The sequence below is a fragment of the Mesorhizobium sp. Cs1321R2N1 genome (genome assembly GCF_037179725.1).
Classification (GTDB): Bacteria; Pseudomonadota; Alphaproteobacteria; order Rhizobiales; family Rhizobiaceae; genus Mesorhizobium; species Mesorhizobium salmacidum.
Genome location: NZ_JAPYKP010000021.1, coordinates 1 through 24,565, shown reverse-complemented (window position 1 = coordinate 24,565; position 24,565 = coordinate 1). Strand labels below are relative to the sequence as shown.

The 24,565-nt window shown below is 62.8% G+C and carries 22 protein-coding genes; 5 read left to right on the top strand and 17 right to left on the bottom strand.

From position 1 onward, the window contains the following. Positions 1 to 36 precede the first annotated feature (36 nt). The 10 genes from O7A61_RS08425 to O7A61_RS32575 form a co-directional block, all read right to left on the bottom strand. Complete coding sequence (locus O7A61_RS08425; protein WP_337129330.1) at positions 37 to 696, bottom strand: protein-L-isoaspartate(D-aspartate) O-methyltransferase; 660 nt, start codon at positions 694 to 696, stop codon at positions 37 to 39. Further along, a complete protein-coding gene (gene surE, locus O7A61_RS08420) occupies positions 693 to 1,451 on the bottom strand; it encodes a 5'/3'-nucleotidase SurE (protein ID WP_337129329.1) in 759 nt (252 codons plus the stop codon). The genes O7A61_RS08425 and surE overlap by 4 nt, the downstream gene beginning before the upstream one ends. Then, positions 1,451 to 2,755, bottom strand: a complete 1,305-nt coding sequence (serS, locus tag O7A61_RS08415; protein ID WP_337129328.1) for a serine--tRNA ligase — start codon at positions 2,753 to 2,755, stop codon at positions 1,451 to 1,453. The genes surE and serS overlap by 1 nt, the downstream gene beginning before the upstream one ends. Positions 2,756 to 2,947: 192 nt before the next feature. Continuing rightward, complete coding sequence (tatC, locus tag O7A61_RS08410; protein ID WP_337129327.1) at positions 2,948 to 3,823, bottom strand: twin-arginine translocase subunit TatC; 876 nt, start codon at positions 3,821 to 3,823, stop codon at positions 2,948 to 2,950. Beyond that, complete coding sequence (gene tatB / locus O7A61_RS08405; protein ID WP_337129326.1) at positions 3,820 to 4,587, bottom strand: Sec-independent protein translocase protein TatB; 768 nt, start codon at positions 4,585 to 4,587, stop codon at positions 3,820 to 3,822. The genes tatC and tatB overlap by 4 nt, the downstream gene beginning before the upstream one ends. Before the next feature lie 30 nt (positions 4,588 to 4,617). Then, positions 4,618 to 4,839, bottom strand: coding sequence for a twin-arginine translocase TatA/TatE family subunit (locus O7A61_RS08400; RefSeq protein ID WP_015317533.1), 222 nt, complete (start codon positions 4,837 to 4,839; stop codon positions 4,618 to 4,620). Positions 4,840 to 5,018: 179 nt separating this feature from the next. After that, the gene (gene scpB, locus O7A61_RS08395; RefSeq protein ID WP_027146798.1) at positions 5,019 to 5,774 is read right to left on the bottom strand and encodes an SMC-Scp complex subunit ScpB; all 756 of its coding nucleotides are present in this window, start codon (positions 5,772 to 5,774) and stop codon (positions 5,019 to 5,021) included. Beyond that, on the bottom strand, positions 5,771 to 6,574 hold the full coding sequence (locus tag O7A61_RS08390) for a segregation and condensation protein A (RefSeq protein WP_337129362.1): 804 nt from the start codon (positions 6,572 to 6,574) through the stop codon (positions 5,771 to 5,773). Before O7A61_RS08390 ends, scpB begins: the two co-directional genes overlap by 4 nt. A 61-nt stretch (positions 6,575 to 6,635) precedes the next feature. After that, positions 6,636 to 7,655, bottom strand: coding sequence for a beta-N-acetylhexosaminidase (nagZ, locus tag O7A61_RS08385; protein WP_337129325.1), 1,020 nt, complete (start codon positions 7,653 to 7,655; stop codon positions 6,636 to 6,638). 165 nt (positions 7,656 to 7,820) lie between these two features. Further along, entirely contained in the window at positions 7,821 to 8,129 is a 309-nt protein-coding gene (locus O7A61_RS32575; RefSeq protein WP_442921059.1) for an SPOR domain-containing protein, read from the bottom strand. Here O7A61_RS32575 and O7A61_RS32570 point away from each other — a divergent pair. Beyond that, positions 8,013 to 8,459, top strand: a complete 447-nt coding sequence (locus O7A61_RS32570; protein ID WP_442921058.1) for a pentapeptide repeat-containing protein — start codon at positions 8,013 to 8,015, stop codon at positions 8,457 to 8,459. The genes O7A61_RS32575 and O7A61_RS32570 overlap by 117 nt on opposite strands. Positions 8,460 to 11,388: 2,929 nt before the next feature. Here the strand turns inward: O7A61_RS32570 and argS are convergent. Together argS and O7A61_RS08370 are read right to left on the bottom strand one after the other, a co-directional pair. Continuing rightward, complete coding sequence (argS, locus tag O7A61_RS08375) at positions 11,389 to 13,146, bottom strand: arginine--tRNA ligase (RefSeq protein ID WP_027146794.1); 1,758 nt, start codon at positions 13,144 to 13,146, stop codon at positions 11,389 to 11,391. Between the two features lie 61 nt (positions 13,147 to 13,207). Continuing rightward, positions 13,208 to 14,422 (bottom strand): deoxyguanosinetriphosphate triphosphohydrolase, encoded by a 1,215-nt coding sequence (locus tag O7A61_RS08370; protein WP_337129323.1) that lies wholly within the window; start codon positions 14,420 to 14,422, stop codon positions 13,208 to 13,210. 76 nt (positions 14,423 to 14,498) lie between these two features. Between O7A61_RS08370 and erpA the strand changes: the two genes are divergently transcribed. The 4 genes from erpA to O7A61_RS08350 all read left to right on the top strand — a co-directional run bounded on the left by erpA (position 14,499) and on the right by O7A61_RS08350 (position 16,456). Then, positions 14,499 to 14,846 (top strand): iron-sulfur cluster insertion protein ErpA, encoded by a 348-nt coding sequence (gene erpA, locus O7A61_RS08365; protein ID WP_140508725.1) that lies wholly within the window; start codon positions 14,499 to 14,501, stop codon positions 14,844 to 14,846. A gap of 7 nt (positions 14,847 to 14,853) precedes the next feature. Beyond that, positions 14,854 to 15,246: a VOC family protein gene (locus tag O7A61_RS08360; protein WP_337129322.1), complete on the top strand. Its 393-nt coding sequence runs from the start codon at positions 14,854 to 14,856 to the stop codon at positions 15,244 to 15,246. Between the two features lie 7 nt (positions 15,247 to 15,253). Next, the gene (gene xth / locus O7A61_RS08355; RefSeq protein WP_140711439.1) at positions 15,254 to 16,048 is read left to right on the top strand and encodes an exodeoxyribonuclease III; all 795 of its coding nucleotides are present in this window, start codon (positions 15,254 to 15,256) and stop codon (positions 16,046 to 16,048) included. A 90-nt stretch (positions 16,049 to 16,138) separates the two neighbouring features. Then, entirely contained in the window at positions 16,139 to 16,456 is a 318-nt protein-coding gene (locus tag O7A61_RS08350) for a hypothetical protein (RefSeq protein WP_337129321.1), read from the top strand. Between the two features lie 165 nt (positions 16,457 to 16,621). Here the strand turns inward: O7A61_RS08350 and O7A61_RS08345 are convergent, their stop codons facing one another. The 5 genes from O7A61_RS08345 to O7A61_RS08325 form a co-directional block, all read right to left on the bottom strand. Then, the gene (locus O7A61_RS08345; protein ID WP_337129320.1) at positions 16,622 to 17,470 is read right to left on the bottom strand and encodes a tetratricopeptide repeat protein; all 849 of its coding nucleotides are present in this window, start codon (positions 17,468 to 17,470) and stop codon (positions 16,622 to 16,624) included. Then, positions 17,457 to 19,181 (bottom strand): dihydroxy-acid dehydratase, encoded by a 1,725-nt coding sequence (gene ilvD, locus O7A61_RS08340; protein ID WP_027146787.1) that lies wholly within the window; start codon positions 19,179 to 19,181, stop codon positions 17,457 to 17,459. Before ilvD ends, O7A61_RS08345 begins: the two co-directional genes overlap by 14 nt. Positions 19,182 to 19,471: 290 nt before the next feature. Continuing rightward, complete coding sequence (locus O7A61_RS08335; protein WP_337129319.1) at positions 19,472 to 20,692, bottom strand: OmpP1/FadL family transporter; 1,221 nt, start codon at positions 20,690 to 20,692, stop codon at positions 19,472 to 19,474. 360 nt (positions 20,693 to 21,052) lie between these two features. Beyond that, positions 21,053 to 23,836, bottom strand: coding sequence for a valine--tRNA ligase (locus O7A61_RS08330; protein ID WP_337129318.1), 2,784 nt, complete (start codon positions 23,834 to 23,836; stop codon positions 21,053 to 21,055). 299 nt (positions 23,837 to 24,135) lie between these two features. After that, positions 24,136 to 24,565 (bottom strand): PopZ family protein (locus O7A61_RS08325; protein ID WP_337129317.1); only part of this gene is annotated, 430 nt, incomplete at its 5' end.

Genomic DNA, 24,565 nt, shown 5'->3' with positions numbered 1-24,565 from the left:
GCCGGGCCCGAAAGGGATCTGGCAGCCGGCCTGAAACTAGATAACCGCTGCCAGGCTGCGCAGAATTGGTTGCAGCCGCACCATGCCGATATCCTCGCGTTCGAAACGGCTGCCGACCTTGGTGAGCTTGGCCAGCACCTGCTCGCCTTCCTCCGGCCCGATCGGCGCGATGACGATGCCGCCGCTGGACAACTGGTCGAGCAGGAAGCGCGGCAGGCTGTCGAACGCCGCCCAGGCCACGATGCGGTCAAACGGCCCCTCATTGGGCAATCCGTTGGAACCATCGGCCTGGCGCACGATGGCATTGCCGATGCCGAGCGCCTCGAATCGCTGCCGGGCTTGCTCGACCAGCGTCTTGTAGCGATCGACGGTCACGACGCGCGCCGCCAGCCGCGATATGACAGCCGAAGTGTAGCCGGAGCCGGTGCCGATCTCGAGCACGCGGTTTCCTGTTTCGATAGCGAGTGCGGCGATCACCGCCGCCTGCATGTCAGCCCCTTCGATCGCCTCGCCGCATTCGATCGGCAGCATGCGATCCGACCAGGCGATCGGGCGGAACTGCGCCGCCAGGAAGCCGCGCCGGGGTGTCGCCTCGAAAGCCGCGATCAGCGCCTTCGGCACCGTGCCCCTGCCGCGCAGCCGCAGCAGGAAAGCGGCAAATCCTTCGCGATCGTCGATTGGAAAGCCTTGGTTCATGCAAGCGCCTTGCTCAATTGGTCACGGATCTCATGCGCGGTAAGGTCAAGCTGCAACGGCGTCACCGACACCAGCCGGTTGCGCAGGGCAAAGAGATCGGTTCCCTGCTTGCCTTCGACCGGCTCGCGGCCGAAGCGCAGCCAGTAATAAGGCAGGCCCCGCCCGTCGCGGCGCTCGTCGACCCACAGGCTGTGGACCAGCTTGCCCTGCGTGGTGACAACAGTGCCGGCCACCTCCTCGGGAAGGCAGCTGGGGAAATTGACGTTGAGCAGCACGCCGTCGGGCAGCGGCGCCGCGACGAGCTTCTTCAGCAGCGTCGGCGCCAGCGCTTCGGTGGTCTCGTAAGGGACGACACGATCCTCGCCGACATAGCTGTAGCCCTGGCTGAGAGCGATCGACCTGATGCCGAGCAGCGCGCCTTCCATGGCGCCGGCGACGGTGCCCGAATAGGTTACGTCATCGGCGATGTTGGCGCCCGAATTGATGCCGGACAGGATCAGGTCGGGGGCGCCGGGCAGGATCTTCCTGACGCCCATGATGACGCAATCGGTCGGCGTGCCGCGCACGGCAAAATGCTTCTCGCCGATTTTTCGCAGCCGCAGCGGCTCCGAGATCGACAGCGAATGGGCATAACCCGACTGGTCCTGCTCCGGCGCCACCACCCAGACATCGTCGGACAGTGTGCGGGCGACGCGCTCGAGCGACGCCAGGCCCTCGGCATGAATGCCGTCGTCATTGGTCAGAAGAATGCGCATTATTTCGATTCGATCTTTTCCAGGCCGCCCATGTAAGGCCGCAGCACTTCAGGAATGGTTACGCTGCCATCCTCATTCTGGTAGTTTTCGATGACAGCAATAAGGGCGCGGCCGACGGCGGTGCCCGAACCGTTGAGCGTATGGACGAAGCGGTTGCCCTTGCCGTCCTTGTCCTTGTAGCGGGCGTCCATGCGGCGCGCCTGGAAGTCGCCGCAAACCGAGCAGGACGAGATCTCCCGATAGGCGTTCTGGCCGGGCAGCCAGACCTCGATGTCATAGGTCTTGCGCGCGCCAAAGCCCATGTCGCCGGTGCACAGCACCATGGTGCGGAACGGCAGGCCGAGCCGCTTCAAGACTTCCTCGGCGCACTGTGTCATCCGCTCATGCTCGGCCAGCGAAGACTCCTGGTCGGTGATCGACACGAGCTCGACCTTGTAGAACTGATGCTGGCGCAGCATGCCGCGCGTGTCACGCCCCGCCGAGCCTGCCTCCGAACGGAAGCAGGGCGTAAGCGCAGTGTAGCGCAGCGGCAGCTTTTCATGCGACGTGATTTCCTCGCGCACGAGATTGGTGAGCGGCACTTCGGCGGTTGGGATCAGGCCAAGCCTGCCCTCCCCGTGTGGCGTGAAGAACAGATCCTCCTCGAATTTCGGCAACTGGTTGGTGCCGAACAGAACGTCGTCCTTCACCATCAAAGGCGGGATGATCTCCTCATAGCCGTGCTCGGTCGTGTGCAGGTCGAGCATGAATTGGCCGATCGCGCGTTCCATCCGCGCCAGGCCGCTCTTCAGCACGGTGAAGCGCGAGCCCGACAGCTTCGCCGCGCGCTCGAAATCCATCATGCCGAGCGCTTCGCCGATCTCGAAATGCTCCTTCACCCAGTTCGGCCGCGTCGGCGCCTTGCCGACGACGTGCCTGACGACATTGTCATGCTCGTCCTTGCCGACCGGCACGTCGTCGAGCGGCACATTGGGCAGCACCGCCAGCGCGTCGTTCAGCGCCTTGTCGAGCTCGCGCTCGCGCGCCTCGCCGTTCTGGATGAAAGCCTTGATCTCACCGACTTCGGCTTTCAGTTTTTCGGCAAGGGCGGCATCTCCCGAACGCATGGCGTTGCCGATCTCCTTCGAGGCGGCGTTGCGGCGCTCCTGCTTGGTCTGCAGTTCGGTGACATGCTCGCGCCGCGCCTCATCCCGGGTGATCAGATCATCGACCGTGGACTGCGCCTCAGCCGACGGCCACGAGCGCTTGGTGAGCGCCTCGACAAGGGCCTTCGGGTTGTCGCGAATCCATTTGATATCAAGCATGGTTTGAACGCTCCTCGGGTAGCATGTCGCCCAAAGTGCGCAGCGGTTTTGGGACAACGACATGCTCAAAACAAAAACTGAAACGCACCGCCTTTATGGCGATGCGTTTCAGTCAGAGGGGGTAAACCGCATCCTTGATCGATGCAAGATGGGCTGATTGCTGTTTTCCGACGCTGGCCCGGCCCCGTTGTCCTACGAAGCAGCTGGCGCTGGCGGCTCGTCCGGCGCCTTGTCCGCCACAGTGTCGCCGGCTTCCTGCTTCTCGCGGGCAAGCCGCTGTTTTTCCTGATCCCGCTCGATCCATCGCGCGGCCCAGATGGAGACCTCGTAGAGAAGGATGGTCGGAATGGCCAGACCGATCTGGCTCATCGGATCCGGAGGTGTCAGCACCGCGGCCACGATGAAGGCGATGACGATCGCCCATTTGCGCTTTTCCGCCAACGCTTTGGACGACAGCATGCCGACACGCGTCATCAGGCTGGTCACCACCGGCAGCTGGAACACCAGGCCGAAGGAGAAGATCAGCGTCATGATGAGGCTGAGGTATTCCGACACTTTCGGCAGCAGGGAAATCTGTACCTGGTCGTCCGTGCCGACCTGCTGCATGGCGAGGAAGAACCACATCACCATCGGCGTGAAGAAGAAATAGACCAGCGAGGCGCCCATCAGGAACAGGATGGGCGATGCGATCAGGAACGGCAGGAAGGCATTGCGCTCGTTCTTGTAGAGGCCGGGCGCGATGAATTTGTAGATCTGCGTGGCGATCAACGGGAAGGCGATGACCATGCCGCCGAACATGGCGAGCTTGACCTGGGTGAAGAAGAACTCTTGCGGCGCGGTGTAGATCAGCTCGACCTTGTGCGGGTCGAGCCCCGCCCATTTCGTCGCCCATTTGAAGGGGACGACCAAAATGTTGAACAGCCTCTTGGCGAAGAAGAAGCAGACCAGGAAGGCTACGAAGAAGCCACCGAGCGACCAGATCAACCGCCTGCGCAACTCGATCAGGTGCTCCATCAGCGGCGCCGACGATTTTTCGATCTCGTCCTTTTCCTTGTCCGAAACGCTCACTTGGCGGCTCCAGCCGTCTTTTTGGTCGCCTGCTTCTTCGCCGGAGCAGGCTTCGGGTCGGCTTTCGCCCCAGCCTTGGCGGCGGTCGACTTGGCGGCGGCAGGCTTCGTCACGGCCGCGGCTGCAGGCGTTGCCGCTGTCGTGGCCTTGGTCGCGGGTACGGCTTTTGCCGTCGGCGCGGGCGCGGCTTTTGCCGTCACGGCCTTCGCGGACGTCGAGGCCTTGGACGGCGCCTTCGCAGCCGGTGCCGTCTTCGCGGTTTTCTTAGCTGCCTTCGGCGCAACGGCAGATTCCGTGGATTCCGCCACCGCCGATTCATCGGTCATCGCCGGAAAAATCGGGGCTGATGTCGTGGCTTCAGGCCCGTTGACGCCAGGCATGGTCGTTGCACCGTTCTTCAACGGCTCGGCCGCCTGTGGCGTCGAAGCGGCGGGCGCCGACGGATCGGCGGCTGGTTTCGGCTTCATCGCGGCGTCGACGCCGGCGCGCACATCGGCCGCCGCCTGCTCGAACGGATTGAGCTGCTTCTTGATCTCGGCGACCGGGCTCAGGCCCCTGAGCTCGTCGACCGACTTCTTGACGTCGTCGAGCTCGGCTTCCTTCAACGCCTCGTTGAACTGCTTCTGGAAGTCGCCCGCCATGGCGCGCAGCTTCGCCGCCGTGCGGCCAAAGGTGCGCAGCATGTTGGGCAAATCCTTTGGCCCGACGACCACGATCATGACGATCGCGATCACCAGCATTTCGGTCCAGCCGACTTCAAACATGGCAATCTGTTCCGACTAGAACTCTTTGGCTCAGCTCTTGCTGGCCTTTTCCTTCGCGGCCGAAACGGTCTCATCGGCACGGTGTTCGACGGTGCGCTTGTCGTCGGCGACGTCGTCGTCGGCCATGCCCTTCTTGAAGCTCTTGATGCCCTTGGCCATGTCGCCCATCAGCTCGGGGATCTTGCCGCGGCCGAACACCAGAAGCACGATGACCAGCACGATCATCCAGTGCCAAATCGAAAATGAACCCATAGCAAATCTCTCTCGAATGGTTTCCCTGGCGATGATCTATGCGTTTTCGCGTTGGGATTCAAACACAACCGCGACAGAGTTTATGAAAGGGTGTCGGATGTCACGCATTTTCAGCGAAGCGGCCCGCTACCAAACGGCGCATGTAAAGGCGTAAAGCGGCTTTTGATAGGCGCTCGTGGTCAATCTTCCGTGACGCGCGGCGTCAGCAGACCGAGCTCCTCGAGATCGATGTCGGTCAACGGATCCTCGTCCTCGGTCAGCACGTCGGGATCGGCGGGCGGCTGCGGGATAGAGAAATTCGACGGCATGCGGCCTGAGAGCAGACCGGCGCCCTTCAGTTCCTCCATACCCGGAAGATCGCGGATCTCCTCGAGCGCGAAATGGTCGAGGAAGGTTTCGGTGGTGCCATAGGTAACGGGACGGCCGGGCGTTTTGCGCCGGCCGCGCATGCGCACCCATTCCGTCTCGAGCAGCGTATCCAGCGTCCCCTTCGAGGTCTCGACGCCTCTGATGTCCTCGATCTCGGCGCGCGTCACCGGCTGGTGATAGGCAATGATCGCCAGCACCTCGAGCGCCGCCCGCGACAGTTTTCGCTGCTGCACCGTATCGCGGCTCATCAGGAAGGCCAGGTCGCCGGCGGTGCGGAACGCCCAGGCGTCGCCGACCCGCACCAGATTGACGCCGCGCCGGGCGTAGATCTGCTGCAGCTCTGTCATGGCGAGGGCGACGTTGATGCCATCGGGAAGCCGTGCGGCAAGCTGCTTTTCGCTCACGGGCTCGGCGCTGGCGAACACGATCGCCTCGGCCATGCGCACGGCTTCCGCCATATGCAGCCGCTCGGCCGGATTCTGTACCGAAGCCTGGTCGATCTCACCCTCTTCCGGCTCATCGTCCATCTTGAAAGGAATAACCGAAGCGTTGGCGCGTTCGCTCATGATGCCACCTCGACTGCCTTGATTGTCTGTGCGCGGTGGTCGCGCAGATAGATCGGTGCGAACACCTCGTCCTGCCGCATATCCATCTTGCGCTCGCGCACCAGTTCCAGTGTGGCCGCGAACGAACTGGCGATCGCGGTGCGCCGCTCTTGCGGGCTGGTCAGGTATTGGATGAGGAAGCTGTCGAGCGTCGTCCAGTCGCGCAACGAGCCGATCAGCCGGGTCAGGATGTCGCGAGCATCCTTGAGTGACCAGACGCCGCGCCTGGCGATCGTCACATTGGTGATCGCCTGCTTCTGCCGCTGCTGGGCATAGGCGGTCAAGAGATCGTAGAGCGAAGCCGAATAAGTGTTGCGCTTCTCGATGATGACCATTTCCGGCATGCCGCGCGCGAACACGTCGCGGCCGAGCCGGTTTCGGTTGACCAGCCGCGCCGACGCGTCGCGCATGGCTTCGAGCCGCTTCAGCCGGAATTGCAGCACCGCCGCCAGTTCCTCGCCGCTTTCGCCCTCTTCGCCCGGCTGCTTGGGGATCAGGAGCTTCGATTTGAGGAACGCCAGCCATGCCGCCATCACCAGATAGTCGGCGGCAAGTTCGAGCCGCAGCGCCCTCGCCGTCTCGACAAAGGTCGAATATTGCTCGACCAGCGCCAGGATCGAAATGCGCGCCAGATCGACCTTCTGGGTGCGGGCAAGATGCAAGAGAAGATCCAGCGGGCCTTCGAAGCCGGCCACGTCGACGACCAGCGACGGGTCGCCCGTCAACCGTGACTCATCGTTCTCGGCCCACAGGCGGTCCATCGGTGCAGCCTTCGCGGCCTTGCTTTCCAATGCTTCCGCCACTGCCTGTCACGTCCTCTTGCTAGGCCACCGCGTCGAAATAGGTGGCGAATTCGGCACGGATCTCGGTTTCTTCGGCCGCGTCGCGCTTGCTTATATAGGTCATCGCCCGCTTGGCGCGCTCCAGCGACTTGCCTTCAAGCCCCGTGGTGCGCGATGCGATGCCAGCCATCTCCTCAAAAACACCGTTGCAGTGAAGGACCAGATCGCAGCCCGCCGCAAGGATCGAGGCCGCCTTTGTCGGGAAATCCCCAGAAAGTGCCTTCATCGATGTGTCGTCGCTCATCAGCAGTCCATCGAAGCCGATCTCGCGTCGAATGATCTCGTCGATGACCTTGCCGGAAGTCGTCGCCGGGTTCTTGGGGTCGATCGCGCTGTAGACGACATGCGCGGTCATTGCCATCGGCAGATGGTTGAGCTCGCGGAACGGAGCAAAGTCGTGCCGCTGCAGATCGCTGAGCGAGGCGTCGACGACAGGCAGTTCGAAATGCGTGTCGGCAAAGGCCCGGCCGTGCCCCGGAATGTGCTTCATCACGGGCAGCACGCCACCCGACATCAGGCCCTCGGCCGCGGCGCGGCCGAGTTCGATGACCGGACGTGGATCCTTGCCATAGGCGCGTGCGCCGATGACATCGCTGGCCCCTTCGATCGGCACGTCGAGCACCGGCAGGCAATCCGCCGATATGCCGTAGCGCAGCAGGTCGAAGGCATGCAGCCGCGCCATCAGCCAGGCGGCGCGGGCACCGGCGTCATGGTCATCGCGCCACAGCGTCCCAAGCGCGCCGCCGGCCGGGTAGTTCGGCGCCAGCGGCGGCCGCAGGCGTTGTACCCTGCCGCCTTCCTGGTCGATGAACACCAGCGCGTCGGGGCGTCCGATACAGTCGCGCATTTCGGCGACCAGATCGCGGATCTGCTCGGCCTCGCCGATATTGCGGGCAAACAGGATGAAGGCCCACGGGCATTCGTTGCGATAGAAATTGATTTCTTCGCGGGTGAGCGATTTCCCGGCACAGCCGAGAATCATGGATTTTGATTCGGTCATTTCAGGAGTCTAGGGCTTCGCGCGATCAAAGGGAATCATGCCTGACCGCATGCGGCGGACTGCAAGACATGCTTCCACATGAAAAAGTCAGGCATATGAATGTCGCCATATGAAAAAGCCGGCGTGGCCTTGGGCCGCGCCGGCTTTGAAGGGTTGGATCGAGGTCTAGCGCGAGACGAAGCAGTTGCCGCCCGCAGCCTTGTAGCTGGTGCACAAATTGATGGCATCGTTGCGCGACTGGGCCGGAACGCGGACGCGGTAGAACGTGCCCTTGCCGGCAATCTCGGCCTTGACGATGTTGGCCGTGCGGCCGGAAAGCACGCTGCCATAGCGGCGCTGCAGATCCTGATAGGTCGACTGGGCGCTGTCCACCGTCGGCTGCGAAGCGATCTGTATCGACCACGAACCGCTGCCGGTCGCGGTCGAGGCCGGATCGATGGAAGCGACCTGATCGGGTTTGACCTCGCCGACCACGTCGACCGGCTGGTCGGACGGACGCTGCGGCGCGATCGCAACCTTGGCTGGCGTATTGGCCGACTGCGCCTTGGCTTCAGCCTTGGCAGGCTTGGCGGCGGGCTTCAGAGCCGGCGCATCGTCGGCCTGCGCGGCGGCGGGCGCCACGGTGCCGGTCTGATCGGTGCCAGTCTGATCGGTGCCAGTCTGGTCGGTGCCAGTCTGGTCGGTGCCAGTCTGGTCGGCCTCAGCCTGACCGGCAGGCGCCACATGCTGTGGCGCCGGATCGGTCGGCTCCGCCGCGGCCACCTGAGGTGCCGCCGGTGCCGGGTCCTCGCGCGCCACCAGTGAGCCGTCGGATTTGACCACCATGGTCCTGACCTTGCGCGGCGCAACGGCAACGACATTATTGTTGGTGCCCTTGTCGGCGTCCTGCAGGACCTGGGCGATGCGATCCTCCGACTTCGGCGCGGGCGCCGTGTTGTCGGCCGGGGCCGCGCCAGCGGTCGAAACGTCGCCGCCGCCATCCGTGCCGGCGGCAGCGTTCTGGTCGGGAGAAAGATCGACGGCGCGGGCCGCGTCCTTCGCCTGCACGTTCACCGGTTCCTCGACGTTGGTGACAAGCTTCTGCTGGACCGGCTCGGCGGGCTTCGCACCCTTGACCACCGCGTCATAGACCTTGTTGTCCTGGTTCGGCACCACGGTGCCGCCCGGATTTTCCGGCTTGATCTTGATCGGCGAATTGTCGGCCTTGACGATCACCGGAGCTTCGCTGCCGCCCTTGCCGCCCAAAGAGAGCGCGAAGGCGCCAAGACCCCCAGCGACCGCGACGGCACCGACAATCGCGGCAATGAACAGGCCGCGCCGGCTCGACGACCTGGCGGCTTCCCGCTCGCCGAGGCCTGGAACCGACATCGCTTCGTCCAGTTCGGGATCGTAGTCGAGTTCATCGACGGTAAAATCGTCCGCCTGCGAGACCGGCTGGCTGCCGGGCAGATTGTCGAGGTCGAAGCCTTCGGCGGCATCGGCATAGGCCGAAACCGCCGACGCGCGGCCAGCCATTTCCGCCGGCCGTGCCGCATAGGTCCGCGCTTCCGGTTGATAAGCTTGTCTGGGCTCTTCGGATCCCGGATTGGCCGCGCCATATCTGGGATTGACGCTGTCATAGCCCGGATTGGTTGCGCCATATCCCGGATTGGCTGCGTCATATCCCGGATTGACCTTGTCATATCCCGGATTGTACCCGGCATTGTAGGATTCGTCGGCATAAGCGGCGGCGCTGGCGTCGGCAGGCGCGACCTCCACGGAATTCATCTCAGTCAGAAGGCTGGCGAATTCGGCGTCGAGATCGTCATAACCGGACGCTGCCGGCTGATCTTCCTCGAAATGCAACTCTGGAATATCGAGATCGTCAGCCAGCGCCACGACACGCTCCGGCACATCGACCGTCTCGACATCGGGCATCTCTTCATAGCTCGAGGACTGCGGCGCCTGCGGTGCCGACACCGGAGCCATATAGGGAGCAGCTGCAACCGGCTCGGCCGAACGGTAGGAGGGGACCGCAGCCACTTCCGGCGCTGCCGTCCTGGCCGCCGTCGAGGCGACAGGCTGCGCGGCAAATGCCGGCTGTTGGGGGACCGGTGTCACGCGGCTCCAAGAACGGGCAGGCTCCGACTGTGCCGAGCGATCCGCCAGCCAATCGAGCGAATCGGCCTGATCCCGCCGGGACGCTGTTTCGTCATGCGAATCGATGCTTTTGGCCAGGGCGGCATCCAAGGCATCATTGTCGAGATCGACATCGCCCTGTTCAGCGCCATCCGAACCGAAATCCTGGTCCTGAAGTTCATCGAGCAACACGTCGTCGAGGTTGGCTCCGGCGGCCTGGGCGGACCCGGCGTGATGCACATCCTCGGATACTGCTTCATCGAGATCCCAGTCGAGATCACCAACAAGATCGGTGGGTTCCTCCGCGACCTTTGCTGTCGCGCCGAGAGGCGGCTGAACGGGTGCCGCGGCCGGCTGGGCCACGACGGGCTGAGTCATGACCGGCTCCTTGGCCGCTGGCGGCGTGCGCGCTGTCATGGCGCCAAGAAGCGCGTTCAACTCGTCTTCGAGGCTTCGTTCGTCCGCGATGGGGGCTTGCACTGGCGGCGCAATGGTTGCCATGGGCGCTGCCGACTGCGCCGGAGCCGCGGCGATTTCAGCGACGGGCTCTTCGCCAGGCTGGGCAAACGCCTCGTCCAAATTCAGGTCGAAAGCGTCATCCGAAACGGCTTCAACACCTGGAATCTCGTCCGTCGTGTCGACGGCATCGGCAAGCAACTGGTGCGCTTGCGTTTCGTCAAAAGCCTCTGGCTCATTCGCCTGAACGTCAAAATCCACGTCGACATCTGCCATGGCGTCGTCGAAGTGACCCACGAAATCCTCTTCGGAGATCGCCTGGGTCTCATTCGCGGCGGCCAGTACAGGTTCTGGATATTCGACAGCAGCCCCTTGGCGCTGATCCGCCGGATGGTCGTCGAGCATCAGCTCGTCTTCGAGCGAGATCGCGACCGCATCGTCGAATTCATGATTGGAGGCCGGCTCGACGGCCACCGGCACTTCGGCAACCGGCGATTCAACGGCATGCCGGGTCTCGGCTGCCTCGTCCTCGATATGGAAATCCTGGTCGAGGGAGGCGGCAAGCTCGTCGTCCATTGGCAGATCGTCGTCGAAGGGCGAAACGTCTTCGAGAGAACTGGCGACGGCACTGTCGAAATCGGCGTCAAAGGCCGGCTCGACGGACAGCACGGCTTCCGAGGCGCCAGGGTTCGCATGGCTTGCGGCGACCGTCTGGTCATCGACTTCAGCCATGTCCAGGTGGAAATCGTCATCGAGCGACAGCGCAAGATCGTCGTCCGCCACATCGACGGCCATCGGCTCGAATGCCGGCTCACGAGCTTCGACAACTGGAGCAGCAACGCTATCGACAGCGTCGAACTCGCCCATCAGTTCCTTCTCGAGATCGATGTCGAAATCGCCCTCTCGCGCGGCCTCATCGGCGACAGCGGCTTTCGGCTCGGCCGGCTTGACCGGCTGGCGTGGGTCGAATCCCATGATCCTGGTCAGTTCCGCGAACGGATCATCCTCGCCGATATCGTTGTTGTCGGCTACTCTCAGCTGGGTTCTGTCTGCCATTATTGTTCCCGAACTCGCACTCATTCGGACGCCTTGGACGTCGCGCAGGGTTGGCCCTTACCAGCGCAATGTGGGCAAAAGGTGACAGGTTTTTTAGTCAAACCTAACGCATTTCGGTGGGCGCGGCGGCTCCGATCAACGTCAGGCCGGACGTGAGAACATCCGAAACAGCCTGCACCAGCCCTAGTCTGGCATGCGTCAATTGTCGGTCGTTAACCTTAACAAAACGTAAGTCCGGATTATCCGTGCCACGGTTCCAGTGTCCATGGAAACTGGAAGCCAGATCATAGAGATAAAATGCCAGCCGATGCGGCTCGAGCGCAAGAGCGGCGGACTCGATCAGACGCGGATATTCAGCGAGTTTTCGGATCAGGCCGATTTCACCTTCGTCGGTCAGCGACGTTGCCGCGGCCGCCAGGCCGTTGCGATCGAAATTCGCCTCCCCCAACTGTTCGCTCGCCTGCCGAAACACCGAATGGCAGCGCGCCGAGGCATACTGCACGTAGAACACCGGATTGTCCTTGGACTGCTCGGTCACCTTGGCGAAGTCGAAATCGAGCGGCGCATCGTTCTTGCGATAGAGCATCATGAAGCGGATCGGATCGCGTCCGACTTCCTCCACCACCTCGCGCAGCGTCACGAAGTCGCCGGACCGCTTCGACATACGCACCGGCTCGCCATCGCGAAACAGCTTGACCAGATTGCACAAAAGGACGGTGAGCTTGACGTCGTCGCCGGCAATCGCCCGCGCCAAGGCTTCCAGGCGCTTGACGTAGCCGCCATGGTCGGCACCGAGAACATAGATCAGGTCGACGAAGCCGCGATCGACCTTGTCCTTCAGATACGCCACATCGGCGGCGAAATAGGTGAACGAGCCATCGGACTTGACCAACGCCCGGTCCATGTCGTCGCCGACGGCAGTCGAGCGGAACAGCGTCTGTTCGCGGTCTTCCCAGTCGTCCGGCTTCTCGCCCTTGGGCGGCGGCAGCTTGCCCTTGTAGATATGGCCCTTCAGCGTCAGGTCGTTGATCGCAGAGCGGATCTTCCGGGCATTGTCTGCATGCAGCGTGCGTTCGGAGAAAAACACGTCGTGGTGGACGTTGAGCAGCGCAAGGTCCTCGCGGATCATCGCCATCATCGCATCGATGGCGCGATCCTTGACGATGGCCAGCGCCTCCTCGTCCGGCATCTGCAGCAGGCCCCGGCCAAATTCCTTGGCTAGCGCCTGGCCAAGAGGGACGAGATAGTCGCCCGGATAAAGCCCTGGTGGTATCTCGCCGATGTCGTCACCGAGCGCCTCGCGGTAGCGCAGTATGACCGAGCGGCCGAGCACGTCGATCTGCCCACCGGCGTCGTTGATGACATATTCCTTGGTCACGTCGTAGCCGGCGAACGCCATCAGGTTGGCGAGCGCATCACCGACGACGGCACCCCGGCAATGGCCGACATGCATCGGCCCGGTCGGGTTGGCGGAGACATATTCGACGTTGGTTTTGTGGCCGGCGCCGATCGTCGAACGGCCATAATTGCGCCCCTCGCCCAGAAGCGCCGACAGATGCGCCTGCCAGAAACCGTCCTTGAGCCGCAGATTGACGAAACCCGGACCGGCGACCTCGGCGGCGGCGACGTCCCTGTCGGCCCGTAGCGCTTCCGCCAGCTTCTCGGCCAGCGCGCGCGGGTTTTGTCCGGTCGGCTTGGCCAGCACCATTGCCGCATTGGTCGCGAGATCGCCGTGTGTGGCGTCGCGCGGCGGCTCGACGGCGATACGCGACAGATCAGGCGAAACGCCGTCCTTGTCTTTCAGGTCAAGCGCTTCGACAGCTTTTACGACTCGCGCGGTGAAATCGGCGAAGATGTTCATGGTGTATGCTCTGGCGGCTTTGTGACGAATCCAGCCCTTTGGCCGGCAAATCGAGCCCGCCCTAGCTCAAATCCGGGGTGCGGTCAAACAAACGCCTGTGTTCCTTGAGCGCGTAGGTGTCGGTCATGCCGGCCAGGAAATCGGCGACGCTGCGCGCCTTGATGCGATCCTGCGCGCGGTCCAGCCCTTCGCGCCAGCCGTCCGGCATGGCGCGCGGATCGGCGAAATAGACATCGAACAGGTCCCTGACGATCTGCTCGGCGTCCGCGCGCACCCGCATGACCTCCTCGTGCCGGTAGAGGTGCTTGTAGAGGAAGGCCTTCAGTTCCTTCTCGGCTTCCGCCATCTCGGCCGAAAAGGTCACCATCGTCTCGCCCGCCGCCCTCACCGCGTCGGCACTCGGCGGCCTGATCCGCTCCAGATTGGCGGTCGTCGACTTGATCACATCCTCGACCATGGCCGTGATCTGCCGCCGCATCAATTCGTGACCGGTGCGCACGTCATCAAGCCTGGGATAGCGCTCACGCACACTCGTCAGGATCGTTCCGGGCAGCGAAACGCCCTTCAGCATGTCCAGCGTCAACAGCCCTGACCGCAGCCCATCGTCGATATCATGCGTGTTGTAGGCGATGTCGTCGGCAATCGCCGCGCACTGCGCCTCGATGCCGGCGAACCGGTCGAGTTCGAGATCCTGCAATTGCGAGTAGTCGCGGATCGCCTGCGGTACCGGCCCTTTCAGGCCTTGGCCGCTGCTGTCGGTGAGCGGACCATTGTGCTTGACCAGGCCTTCCAGCGTTTCCCAGCTCAGATTGAGCCCATCGAATTCGGCGTAGCGAGCCTCCAACCTGGTCACGATGCGCAGCGATTGTGCGTTGTGGTCGAAGCCGCCCCAAGCCGCCATCTTTTCGTTCAGCGCGTCCTCGCCTGTGTGGCCAAAGGGCGTGTGGCCGAAATCATGCACCAGCGCCACCGCCTCGGCGAGATCCTCGTCGCCGCGCAGCGCCCGCGCCAGCGCACGCGCGATCTGCGCCACTTCGATCGAATGGGTCAGCCTTGTCCGGTAGTGGTCGCCTTCATGGGCGATGAAGACCTGCGTCTTGTGTTTGAGCCGCCGAAACGCCGTCGAATGGATGATCCGGTCGCGGTCCCGCTGGAACGGCGTGCGGGTCGGGCTTTCCACCTCGTCGAACAGCCGGCCGCGCGAGCGGGCCGGATCCGTGGCATAGGCCGCGCGCGGCCGATAGCCGAATCCGATGTCGCCAAGCTCATTTGTCATGGCTGATGCTGCCGCAGTTGACTTGCCTCGTCGCGCTTCATACCTATCATGTGAAACCGAAAGCAAGGTGACGCCTATGGGCGCGGATGCCAAGACCGCCATGAAAGTCGAGATGACCGAGGCTGCCGCCAAGCGGATCGCCAGGATTGTTTCGGCCGAAGCCGGCAAGACAGCGCTGCGCGTTTCCGTCGAAGGCGGCGGCTGCTCCGGCTTTTCCTACAAGTTCGACCTCGTCGACACACGCAACGACGATGACGTCGCTATCGAAAAGGACGGCGCCACGGTGCTGATCGACGATCTGTCCCTGGTCTATATGGGCGGTTCGGTCATCGACTTCGTCGACGATTTGATGGGCCAGTCGTTCCAGATCAGGAACCCGAATGCGGTCGCCTCCTGCGGCTGCGGCACCAGCTTCTCCATCTAGGACCGAGATGCCCGCAACCGGCGCGGTTCGTCAGGTTGCGCTCTCCGCCGGTCGCGACCTCGACGCGACGTTGGCCTTTTGGCGCGATGTCCTCGGCATGAACGTTCATGCCCGCTACGATCCGCCCGGCATCGCCTTCATCATGGCCGGCGATGTCAGGCTGTTGTTCACCGACGGCATCCCAGCCGGCACCATCTATCTCGATAGTGTTGGCCTCGAAGCCTTCCACGCCGAGGCAAGGGCAGCCGGCATTCCCTTCACCGCGCCGCCGATGCTGGTCCATCGCGACACCGAGGGGCAGTTCGGTCCGGCGGGGGAAAGCGAATGGATGGCCTTTCTAAAGGACCCGGCAGGCAATACGATCGGACTCGTCGAACGCCTTCCGCCGCAGGAACAATAAGACCGTCATGAAAATCGTCACCTGGAACATCAATGGCGTGCGCGCCCGCATCGGCAACCTGACCCATTGGCTGACCGAAAGCGCGCCCGACATCGTCTGCTTGCAGGAGATCAAGACGGTCGACGAGCAGTTCCCGCGTGCCGAGATCGAGGCGCTTGGCTACAATGTCGAAATCCACGGCCAGAAGGGCTTCAACGGTGTCGCGCTGCTGTCGAAGCTGCGCTTCGACGAGGTTATCAAAGGCCTGCCGGGCGACGATGCCGACGAACAGGCGCGTTTCATCGAAGGCGTGTTCTCGACCGACAAGGGGGCGCTTCGCGTCGCCTCGCTCTATTTGCCGAACGGCAACCCGATCGATGACGAGAAGAAATTTCCCTATAAGCTGTCCTGGATGGCGCGGCTGGAGCGCTGGGCGCAGGAGCGCCTGAGGCTGGAAGAGGCGCTGGTGCTGGCCGGGGACTACAACGTCATCCCCGAGCCGGTCGACGCGCGATTTCCCGAGAACTGGCTGGGCGACGCGCTGTTCCAGCCGCAGACGCGGCAAGCCTTCCGGCGGCTTTTGAACCTCGGCTTCACCGAGGCGGTGCGCGCGGTCACCGATGCCTCGGACACCTACACCTTCTGGGACTATCAGGCCGGCGCCTGGCAGAAGAACAACGGCATCCGCATCGACCATCTGCTGTTGTCGCCGGAAGCCGCGAACAGGTTCTCGTCGGCCTCGATCGAAAAGCATGTGCGCGCCTGGGAAAAACCGTCCGATCACGTCCCGGTTGCCATCGACCTCGCCTTGCTGCCGGCCTGACCTAGGGCCTGCCGGTGCGGGCTAGTGCCGGGCGAGCCGATACCGGAGGACCTCATATCGCCACATTCCGACGCATGATGGGAGATCATCATGGCGGCCGGGGTTCCCATGGCCATTCGATTTGCTCTTTGTCCGATCGGCTTGGCATTCGCCACGGTCGCGATCGTGCCGGCCCTCGCCGCGCAGGAATGTCTTGCCAATGGAAAATCCTATCCGGTCGGCCAGGTCGCCTGCCTGACGGTCGCCGATCAGAGTCATTTGGCTCGCTGCGACATGGTGCTCAACAACACATCCTGGACCAAGGTCGGCGATAGCTGCCCCGCAAACACCATGGCGCCGCACGTGCACGTCACGCCGATCTCCACACCCGCGCCGAGCATGGTGCCGACGGAACCGACCGAAAACTGATTTTCTTCTGGATTGCCTCGCCTTCAGGTCGAGACGAGCCTTGATAGGCCGACGCTGCCCCTCAGTGCCTTGCTGGCGTTTGTCGCTCGAAAAGCCAAGCAGTTGGCTTTTCGTCCGCTACACGGATCGCTCCTCCGCTCGTCGCATGGTGACGGGAGAAAGAGCCTACTGATCGGTGTTGTTGCCCTTGGTCAGGATATCGTCCGCCAGCGAGATCGCGGTGCGGCGGTCGGCTTCGCCGGCCGCGGCGAACGCCTCTTCCTGCATGCCGCGGATCCAGGGCTGATCGGCCGGCGACGCACGCTCGAGGGCCGCGGTCATCATCGCCAGGCCGCGCACGATCTTGCCGCTCTGGAACAACAGGTGGCCAAGCGTCGCCTGTGCGCCGGCATGGCCCTTCTCGGCGGCGAGCTGGAACCAGCGCCCGGCCTGCTTGACGCTGGCCTTCACGCCGCCCTCGCCCTTCAGGAACATCTGGCCCATCTCGAACTGGGCGTTCGGATTGCGGTAGTTGGCGGCGGCGCGCATGTAGTATTCCTGCGCCGCTACCTCGTTCTCGGTGACCGGGCTGCCTGGAATGCCCGTGCGCAGATAGTCGCCGAGCGCCACCAGAGCGTCGGAGACGTAGCTTTCTTCCGGAGAGCCGGGCTCGACGTCCTGGTCGACGATCTCCGAGAAGAACTTGAACGCCTCATAATCGTCGCGGGCCACGCCGTCGCCTTCGGCATACATGCGGGCAAGCTTCCAGGTGGCGCCGATCTGGCCGTTTTCGGCGGCGTATTTATAGGCCTCGGCGGCCTGCTCCTTGTGGCCACTCTTGTAGGCGGAGAAACCGAACTGGAACACCGCCCAGGGGCTCGACTGCGGCTTCACGCCGGTCTTGTCGTCGAAGACCTTGTCGTCGAAGGCCATGGCCTGGTCCACGGCGCCAAAGATCGCAACCGCGACCAGTGCCGAAAGGACGGATGACCTCAACAACTCTGGTGTTGACTTCAACAACTCAGATATCCGCATAGCAGTGTGTTTCTTTCGCACCGCCCGGATGGGTGACCGCGCCATCCCTGGCGGACCCTACGGTTTGTGCGTATTTCCATATCGCGCCAGACTGATAGTCGGTCGTGCGCGCCTTCCATGTCTTCGCTCGCGCCGCCAGCTCGCTCTCGGACAGCGCCACCTCGATCGTGCCGTTCACCGCGTCGATCGTGATCACGTCGCCATCCCTGATGAGACCGATCGGGCCGCCCACCGCCGCTTCCGGCCCGACATGGCCGATGCAGAAGCCGCGTGTCGCGCCCGAGAAACGGCCATCGGTGATCAGCGCCACCTTGCCGCCCATGCCCTGGCCGTAGAGTGCCGCCGTCGTCGACAGCATCTCGCGCATGCCCGGGCCGCCGCGCGGTCCTTCATAGCGGATGACCAGAACCTCGCCTTCCTGATAGGCGCGGTTCGTCACCGCCTCAAAACATTCCTCTTCCGAATCGAAGCAGTGCGCCGGGCCGGAGAATTTCAACTCCGCCATGCCCGCGACCTTCACGATCGCGCCTTCGGGGGCAAGGTTTCCCTTCAACCCCACGACACCGCCGGTTTGGGTAATAGGTCTGTTGGCCGGGCGGACCACATCCTGGTGTTCATTCCAGGCAACGTGCTCCATATTTTCGGCCAAAGTACGGCCAGTGACCGTCAGGCAATCGCCATGCAAATAGCCGTGGTCAAGCAGCGTCTTCATCAGCAGCGGGATGCCGCCTGCCTCGAACATGTCCTTGGCGACATATTTGCCGCCTGGCTTGAGGTCGGCGATGTAGGGCGTCTTCTCGAAGATTTTCGCCACGTCGAACAGGTCGAACTTGATCCCCGCCTCATGCGCGATCGCCGGCAGATGCAGTGCCGCATTGGTCGAGCCGCCGGTGGCCGAAACCACGGTCGCCGCGTTTTCCAGCGCCTTCAGCGTGACGATGTCGCGCGGGCGGATGTTTTTCGCGATCAGCTCCATGATCTTTTCGCCCGAGGCGAAATTGAAACGGTCGCGCATTTCGTAGGGCGCCGGTGCGCCGCAGGAATAGGGCAGCGCGAGGCCAATTGCCTCCGCGACGGTGGCCATGGTGTTGGCGGTGAACTGGGCGCCGCAGGAACCGGCCGACGGACAGGCGGCCTGCTCGATTTCAAGCAGCTCGGCATCGTCGATCGTGCCGACCGAGTGCTGGCCGACCGCCTCGAACACATCCTGCACCGTGATCTGGCGGCCGCGATAGCTGCCGGGCAGGATCGAACCGCCATAGATGAAGATCGACGGCACGTTGAGCCGCACCATGGCCATCATCATGCCGGGCAGCGACTTGTCGCAGCCGGCGAGGCCGACCAGCGCATCGTAGCAATGGCCGCGCATCGTGAGCTCGACCGAATCGGCGATGACCTCGCGCGACACCAGGGACGACTTCATGCCCTGGTGGCCCATGGCGATGCCATCGGTGACGGTGATGGTGCAGAACTCGCGCGGCGTGCCGTTGGCGGCTGCGACGCCCTTCTTGACCACCTGCGCCTGGCGCATCAGCGAGATGTTGCAGGGTGCTGCTTCGTTCCAGCAGGACGCGACGCCGACCAGCGGCTGCGCGATCTCGGCCGCCGACAAGCCCATGGCATAGAGATAGGACCGGTGCGGCGCACGCGCCGGACCGACAGTCACATGGCGGCTAGGGAGCTTAGCCTTTGAAATGACCTTGGCGTCCATTCTCATCCTTGCCGCGGGCGGTGCGGCCTGTCCCATCGCCGAGCCTTTTGACGCATGTCCCGGGACAAGATCGAGGTGCGCCGGGTTTATGGCGGGAAATAGGCAATTTCCTCGGCCTGCCCCTTAGCGGAGGGGTTGTTCAGAAAGTGTTGCTGAAACGTCACAATTGCGCGAGACGGCCGAGAGTGCGGCTTATATGCAACGGCGCTTGGGCACCGGACATACCAGTGATGTCGGCTTAAATGAAAAGGCCGGGCAACGCCCGGCCCTTTCCAATAATATTCAATAGTTTAGAACTTTATCTTTACGCCACCGGAAATTGCCGTGACCAGATCGTTGCCGAAGTCGTAGCTGGCATCCTCGCCGGCAATATAGCCGTTTTCACCGGCCAATTCTCCTGAGTGACCGCTGGTCAACACGCCGACCGCTCCCGCCAAACGAATTTCGACGCTCGGCGACGGCGTATAGGCCACGCCACCACCCAGCGTCCATGTATCAGTCTGCGCGCCATAGCCATGCGAGGTGCCACGATCCCACGAAAGCTGGCCGGCGGCACTCCACTGATCGTTGAACTTGTGGCCCAGACCGCCTGTGACGGTCCAGCCGTCACGATACATCAGATCGAGCGAAGTCACCGCGGCCGGCGAACCGGTGAAGCATGACGAAGCGGGGAAACCCACCGGGCAGATCGGAACGCTTTGCAGCAGGCTCCAGTTGACCCACTTGACCGAGCCAAAGGCGAGCCAGCCGGGCGCGATGCCTGACTGAAGTTTCAACTCCAGGGTATCAGGCATGTACTGCGTTGAGCCGTAGATGGGGGTAATACCCCTGCCGATACTGGTGAGATCCAGTGTTCCCTCGATATTGTCGAGCTTGACTTTCGAGTTGTAGACCAAGCTTGCGCGCAACGCGATGTCGGGGATTTCGTAAGCAATTCCCGCGCGCCAGCCCCAGCCGCTGGTTTTCAGGTCGACACGACCCGTCAGTGCCGGAAAAACATTCACCAGGCTTTCCTTAAAGCCCGAAATATCCTGGTAGAACAAACCGCCGATAAAGCGGAGTTGGCCCTTGCCGGCATCCATCTTGTAGGAGCAGGTACCTGCGTAGTTGTCGCTCTTGATATCGGTTTCGATATTGGAGAGCGCTCCGTTCCATATACCTGGCGCTGTGTGCGCGCCCCAGGGTTGCGAATAGTCGACCATGCAATCGACGCCTTGCAAAACTTGGACCTTGGCCCCAATGCGCGGAACCCAATAACCCTCGGCACCATCGGCTGAGGTGCCCAAGCCGAGATTTGCTCCGCCCGGACCACGCGCATTCTCATACTTGCGATCTGGCATCACATAGGTCGCTTCAGCTTCCGTAGTGAATGGCGCCGGATCGAACAGCAGGTCAATATCGTAGCCGCCGCGCTCCAGACCGCCGGCATGCGCCGGATGCATAACCGAGCCCATCAAGGCCAGCGAAAAGCACCCCGCCCCCAGCAGTGCTTTCAGACGCGAATTGTTCATGGATGTCCTCCCCGAATAACTAGTGGATCAAGCTAGAACCAATTCACGTTAACGGTGCAATAACGAATACGTTGGGCGTACATGTACATGTTCGCCCAACGTATTTCGGGCAAAATGCAGGCCGGACGCCGCGACCCCAAAAAACGGTCTTTGGTGAGGTTCATCGCTCCAAAAAAAGGAAAAAGCGACCGGAAAGGCTCAAAAAAGGCCGATTTAAGCGGTCTGCGGTCCCATTGTTACATTATGGCAACAATGGGGCAAAAACTTCCGTTTACGTCAACATTAACGCAACGGAATGCCGGTTTTCGAGGCACGAGACCGCCCATTTTAGAGGGCGCTAAAATCTCCCGAATCTGCCCTTCAGCCGGCGTCACGAACCCTGGTCAGCGCCACCGAAAGCTTGTCCTGCGCGTCGCGATATTCTGCGAGCTTTTCCCGTTCGCCTTCGACGATCCCGGCCGGCGCGCTGGCGACGAATTTCTCATTCGACAGCTTCTTGTGCAGGCGCGCGATTTCCTCGGTCACCTTGACCAGTTCCTTTTGCAGCCGCACGGCCTCCGCCGTGAGGTCGATCAGGCTGCCAAGCGGCAGGCAGATCGTCGCCTCGTTGAGCACGATCTGCGCCGACCCCTTGGGTGCCGCATCGGCGAGCGAGATGTCGCCGACGCGCGCCAGCCGCTTGATCGCGGACTCCTCGCGAACCAGTCGTTCGCGCGTCACGTCGTTGGCGCCGACCACCACGAGCGGCGCAATGGCCGCCGGCGGCACGTTCATCTCAGAGCGCACCGAGCGGATGCCGGAGACGAGATCGACCAGCCAGTTGATGTCGGCGGCAGCTTCCGCGTCCTCGAAATCCGGCGACGGCCATGCGGCATGGCACAGCAACGATGCCCGTTCCTTACCCTCGCCCGCCGTCTGCGCCCACAACTCTTCGGTCATGAATGGCATCATCGGATGAAGCAGCTTGTAGATCTCGTCGAGCACGAAGGCGACGCAGGCGCGGCTTTCAGCCTTGGCCGCCTCGTCCGTGCCCATGAACACCGGCTTCAGCAGTTCCAGATACCAGTCGCAGAACAGGTTCCAGACGAAGCGGTAGGCCGCTCCAGCCGCCTCGTTGAAGCGGTACGAGGTGATGCCGTCGGTGATCTCGCGCGCGGCGCGCGTCAACTCGGTCAGGATCCAGCGGTTGACCGCCAGCTTGGCGTCGTTCAGCCAGAAATCGTCATTGCGCGCGACTTCGTTCATCTCGGCAAAGCGCGTCGCGTTCCACAGCTTGGTGCCGAAATTGCGGTAGCCGGCGATGCGCGCCGGGTCGAGCTTCACGTCGCGCCCCTGCGCCGCCATCACGGTCAGGGTGAAGCGCAATGCGTCGGCGCCATATTCGTCGATGAGATCGAGCGGGTCGATGACGTTGCCTTTCGACTTCGACATCTTGGCGCCGTTCTTGTCGCGCACCAGCGCATGGACATAGACGGTGTGGAACGGTTCCTCGTCCATGAAGTGCAGGCCCATCATCATCATGCGGGCAACCCAGAAGAAGATGATGTCGAAGCCGGTGACCAGCACGTCGGTCTGGTAATAGGTTTTCAGTTCCGGTGTCTGGTCCGGCCAGCCAAGCGTCGAGAACGGCCACAACGCCGACGAAAACCAGGTGTCGAGCACATCCTCGTCGCGGATCAGTATCTCGCCCGGCTTGAAATTCTCGAGCTTGTCCTCGACCCAGGCCTTCCATGGCCCTTCCAGAGCCAAATAATATTCGATCGCCGCACTCAGCGCCTCTTCCTCGGTCTTCTCGACGAAGACGCGCCCGTCCGGCCCATACCAGGCCGGAATCTGATGTCCCCACCACAACTGGCGTGAAATGCACCAGGGCTGGATGTTCTCCATCCAGTCGAAATAGGTTTTTTCCCAATTTTTCGGGACGAAGTTGGTACGACCTTCGCGCACCGAGGCGATCGCCGGCTTGGCGAGTTCGGCCGCATCGGCATACCACTGTTCGGTGAGGAACGGTTCGATCGGCACGCCGCCGCGGTCGCCATGCGGCACCGCGTGGCGATGCGGCTCGACCTTGTCGAGGAAGCCGCCCGCCTCCATCAGTTCGACGATCTTCTTGCGCGCGACGAAACGGTCGAGGCCGTCGAGTTCGTCCCATACCGCCTGACGCACCGGCGTCACCTCGAGGCCGGCGAGGAAGTCCTCATTATCCCTGAGCTTGATGGCGGCTTCGACGGTGAGGATGTTGATCGCCGGCAACTTGTGGCGCTTGCCGACCTCGAAGTCGTTGAAATCATGCGCCGGCGTGATCTTGACCGCTCCGGACCCCTTTTCCGGATCGGAATACTCGTCGGCCACGACAGGTATCTTGCGCCCGACGATCGGCAGGACGACGTTCTTGCCGATGAGATGCTGGAACCGCTCGTCGTCGGGATTCACCGCGACAGCCGTGTCGCCCAGCATCGTCTCGGGACGAGTCGTCGCCACGATGATGAAGGTTTTCGGGTTCTCCGGATCGAAGGCCGCGCCTTCGATCGGATAGCGGAAATGCCAGAGATTGCCGTTGACCTCCTGCTGCTCGACCTCGAGATCGGAGATTGCGGTCAACAGTTTCGGGTCCCAGTTCACAAGGCGCTTGTCCTTGTAGATCAGCCCTTCCTTATAGAGCGTGACGAACACTTCGAGCACGGCCTTCGACAGGCCCTCGTCCATGGTGAAGCGTTCGCGCGACCAGTCGGCGGAGGCACCGAGACGTTTCAGCTGGTTGAAGATCAACCCACCCGATTCGGCCTTCCATTCCCACACCTTCTCGATGAATTCTTCGCGGGTGAGATCGCGGCGATGGATCTGCTTTTCCATCAGCCGGCGCTCGACCACCATCTGCGTGGCGATGCCGGCATGGTCCATGCCGGGCTGCCACAGGACGTTCTTGCCACGCATGCGCTCGAAGCGCACCAGGATGTCCTGCAGCGTGTTGTTGAGCGCATGGCCCATATGCAGCGAGCCGGTGACATTGGGCGGCGGAATGACGATGGTGAAGGCCTCGGCCCCCTCCTCCGCCCCAGCGCCAGCCCGAAACGCATCGGCTTCCTCCCACACCCTGGCGATCTTCGGCTCGACGGTCTTGGCGTCGTAGGTCTTTTCAAGCATGGGAACGGTCCGCGCTGTCGGGATTTTGCTGGTTCGGTGTAAATCGGAAGGTCTTGGTCAAGTCAACCGCGAGGGCCGCCCGGGATCATCACAAGCAGATAGGCGCGGCCCTGTTCATTTCAACGGACGGCCGTAAGGCATCGTTGCGAACCGAGCCCTGGGGCTGCTGCACCTTCATTGTTGGCGACCCCGACGGCAATTTGATCGCCTTTGCCAGTTCGGCGACCAGCGGCTGATCGCGCCGCAACGAGAAACGCCGCCTCGACGGCGACGTTTCTTCTGGAATGGAAGCCTGGACGCTATTGCGCCCCGCGTGCCACGCGCTCGATCTCTTCGCGCACCAGCCTTTCGACCAGCGTCGGCAGATTGTTGTCGAGCCAATCCTGCAGCATCGGCCGCAGCATTTCTTCGGCCATCTCGTCGAATGTCTTCTTGCTGCGGCTTGCAAAGGCGTCGGACAGCTCGCCGAAGGCGGCAGCAACCTGCCGGCCGGTATGTTCGGAAAGAATCGCGGGACGGACCGCATGCGCTTCGTTTGCCGCCGCGCGCGCCTGAGCCGTGCCCGGAGCATCGCTCGACAAAGACCGCTCGGTCGCGGGGTCCACCGCCGTTTCGCTCGCCGCCACCTCCGGCCGTGCCGCTGGCTTGGGGATGCCCCGGTCCGGCATCGCCTTGGCTTGCTCGCCAACCGCCGCGATCTCGCGACGCCAATCGGCGATAATGGCTTCA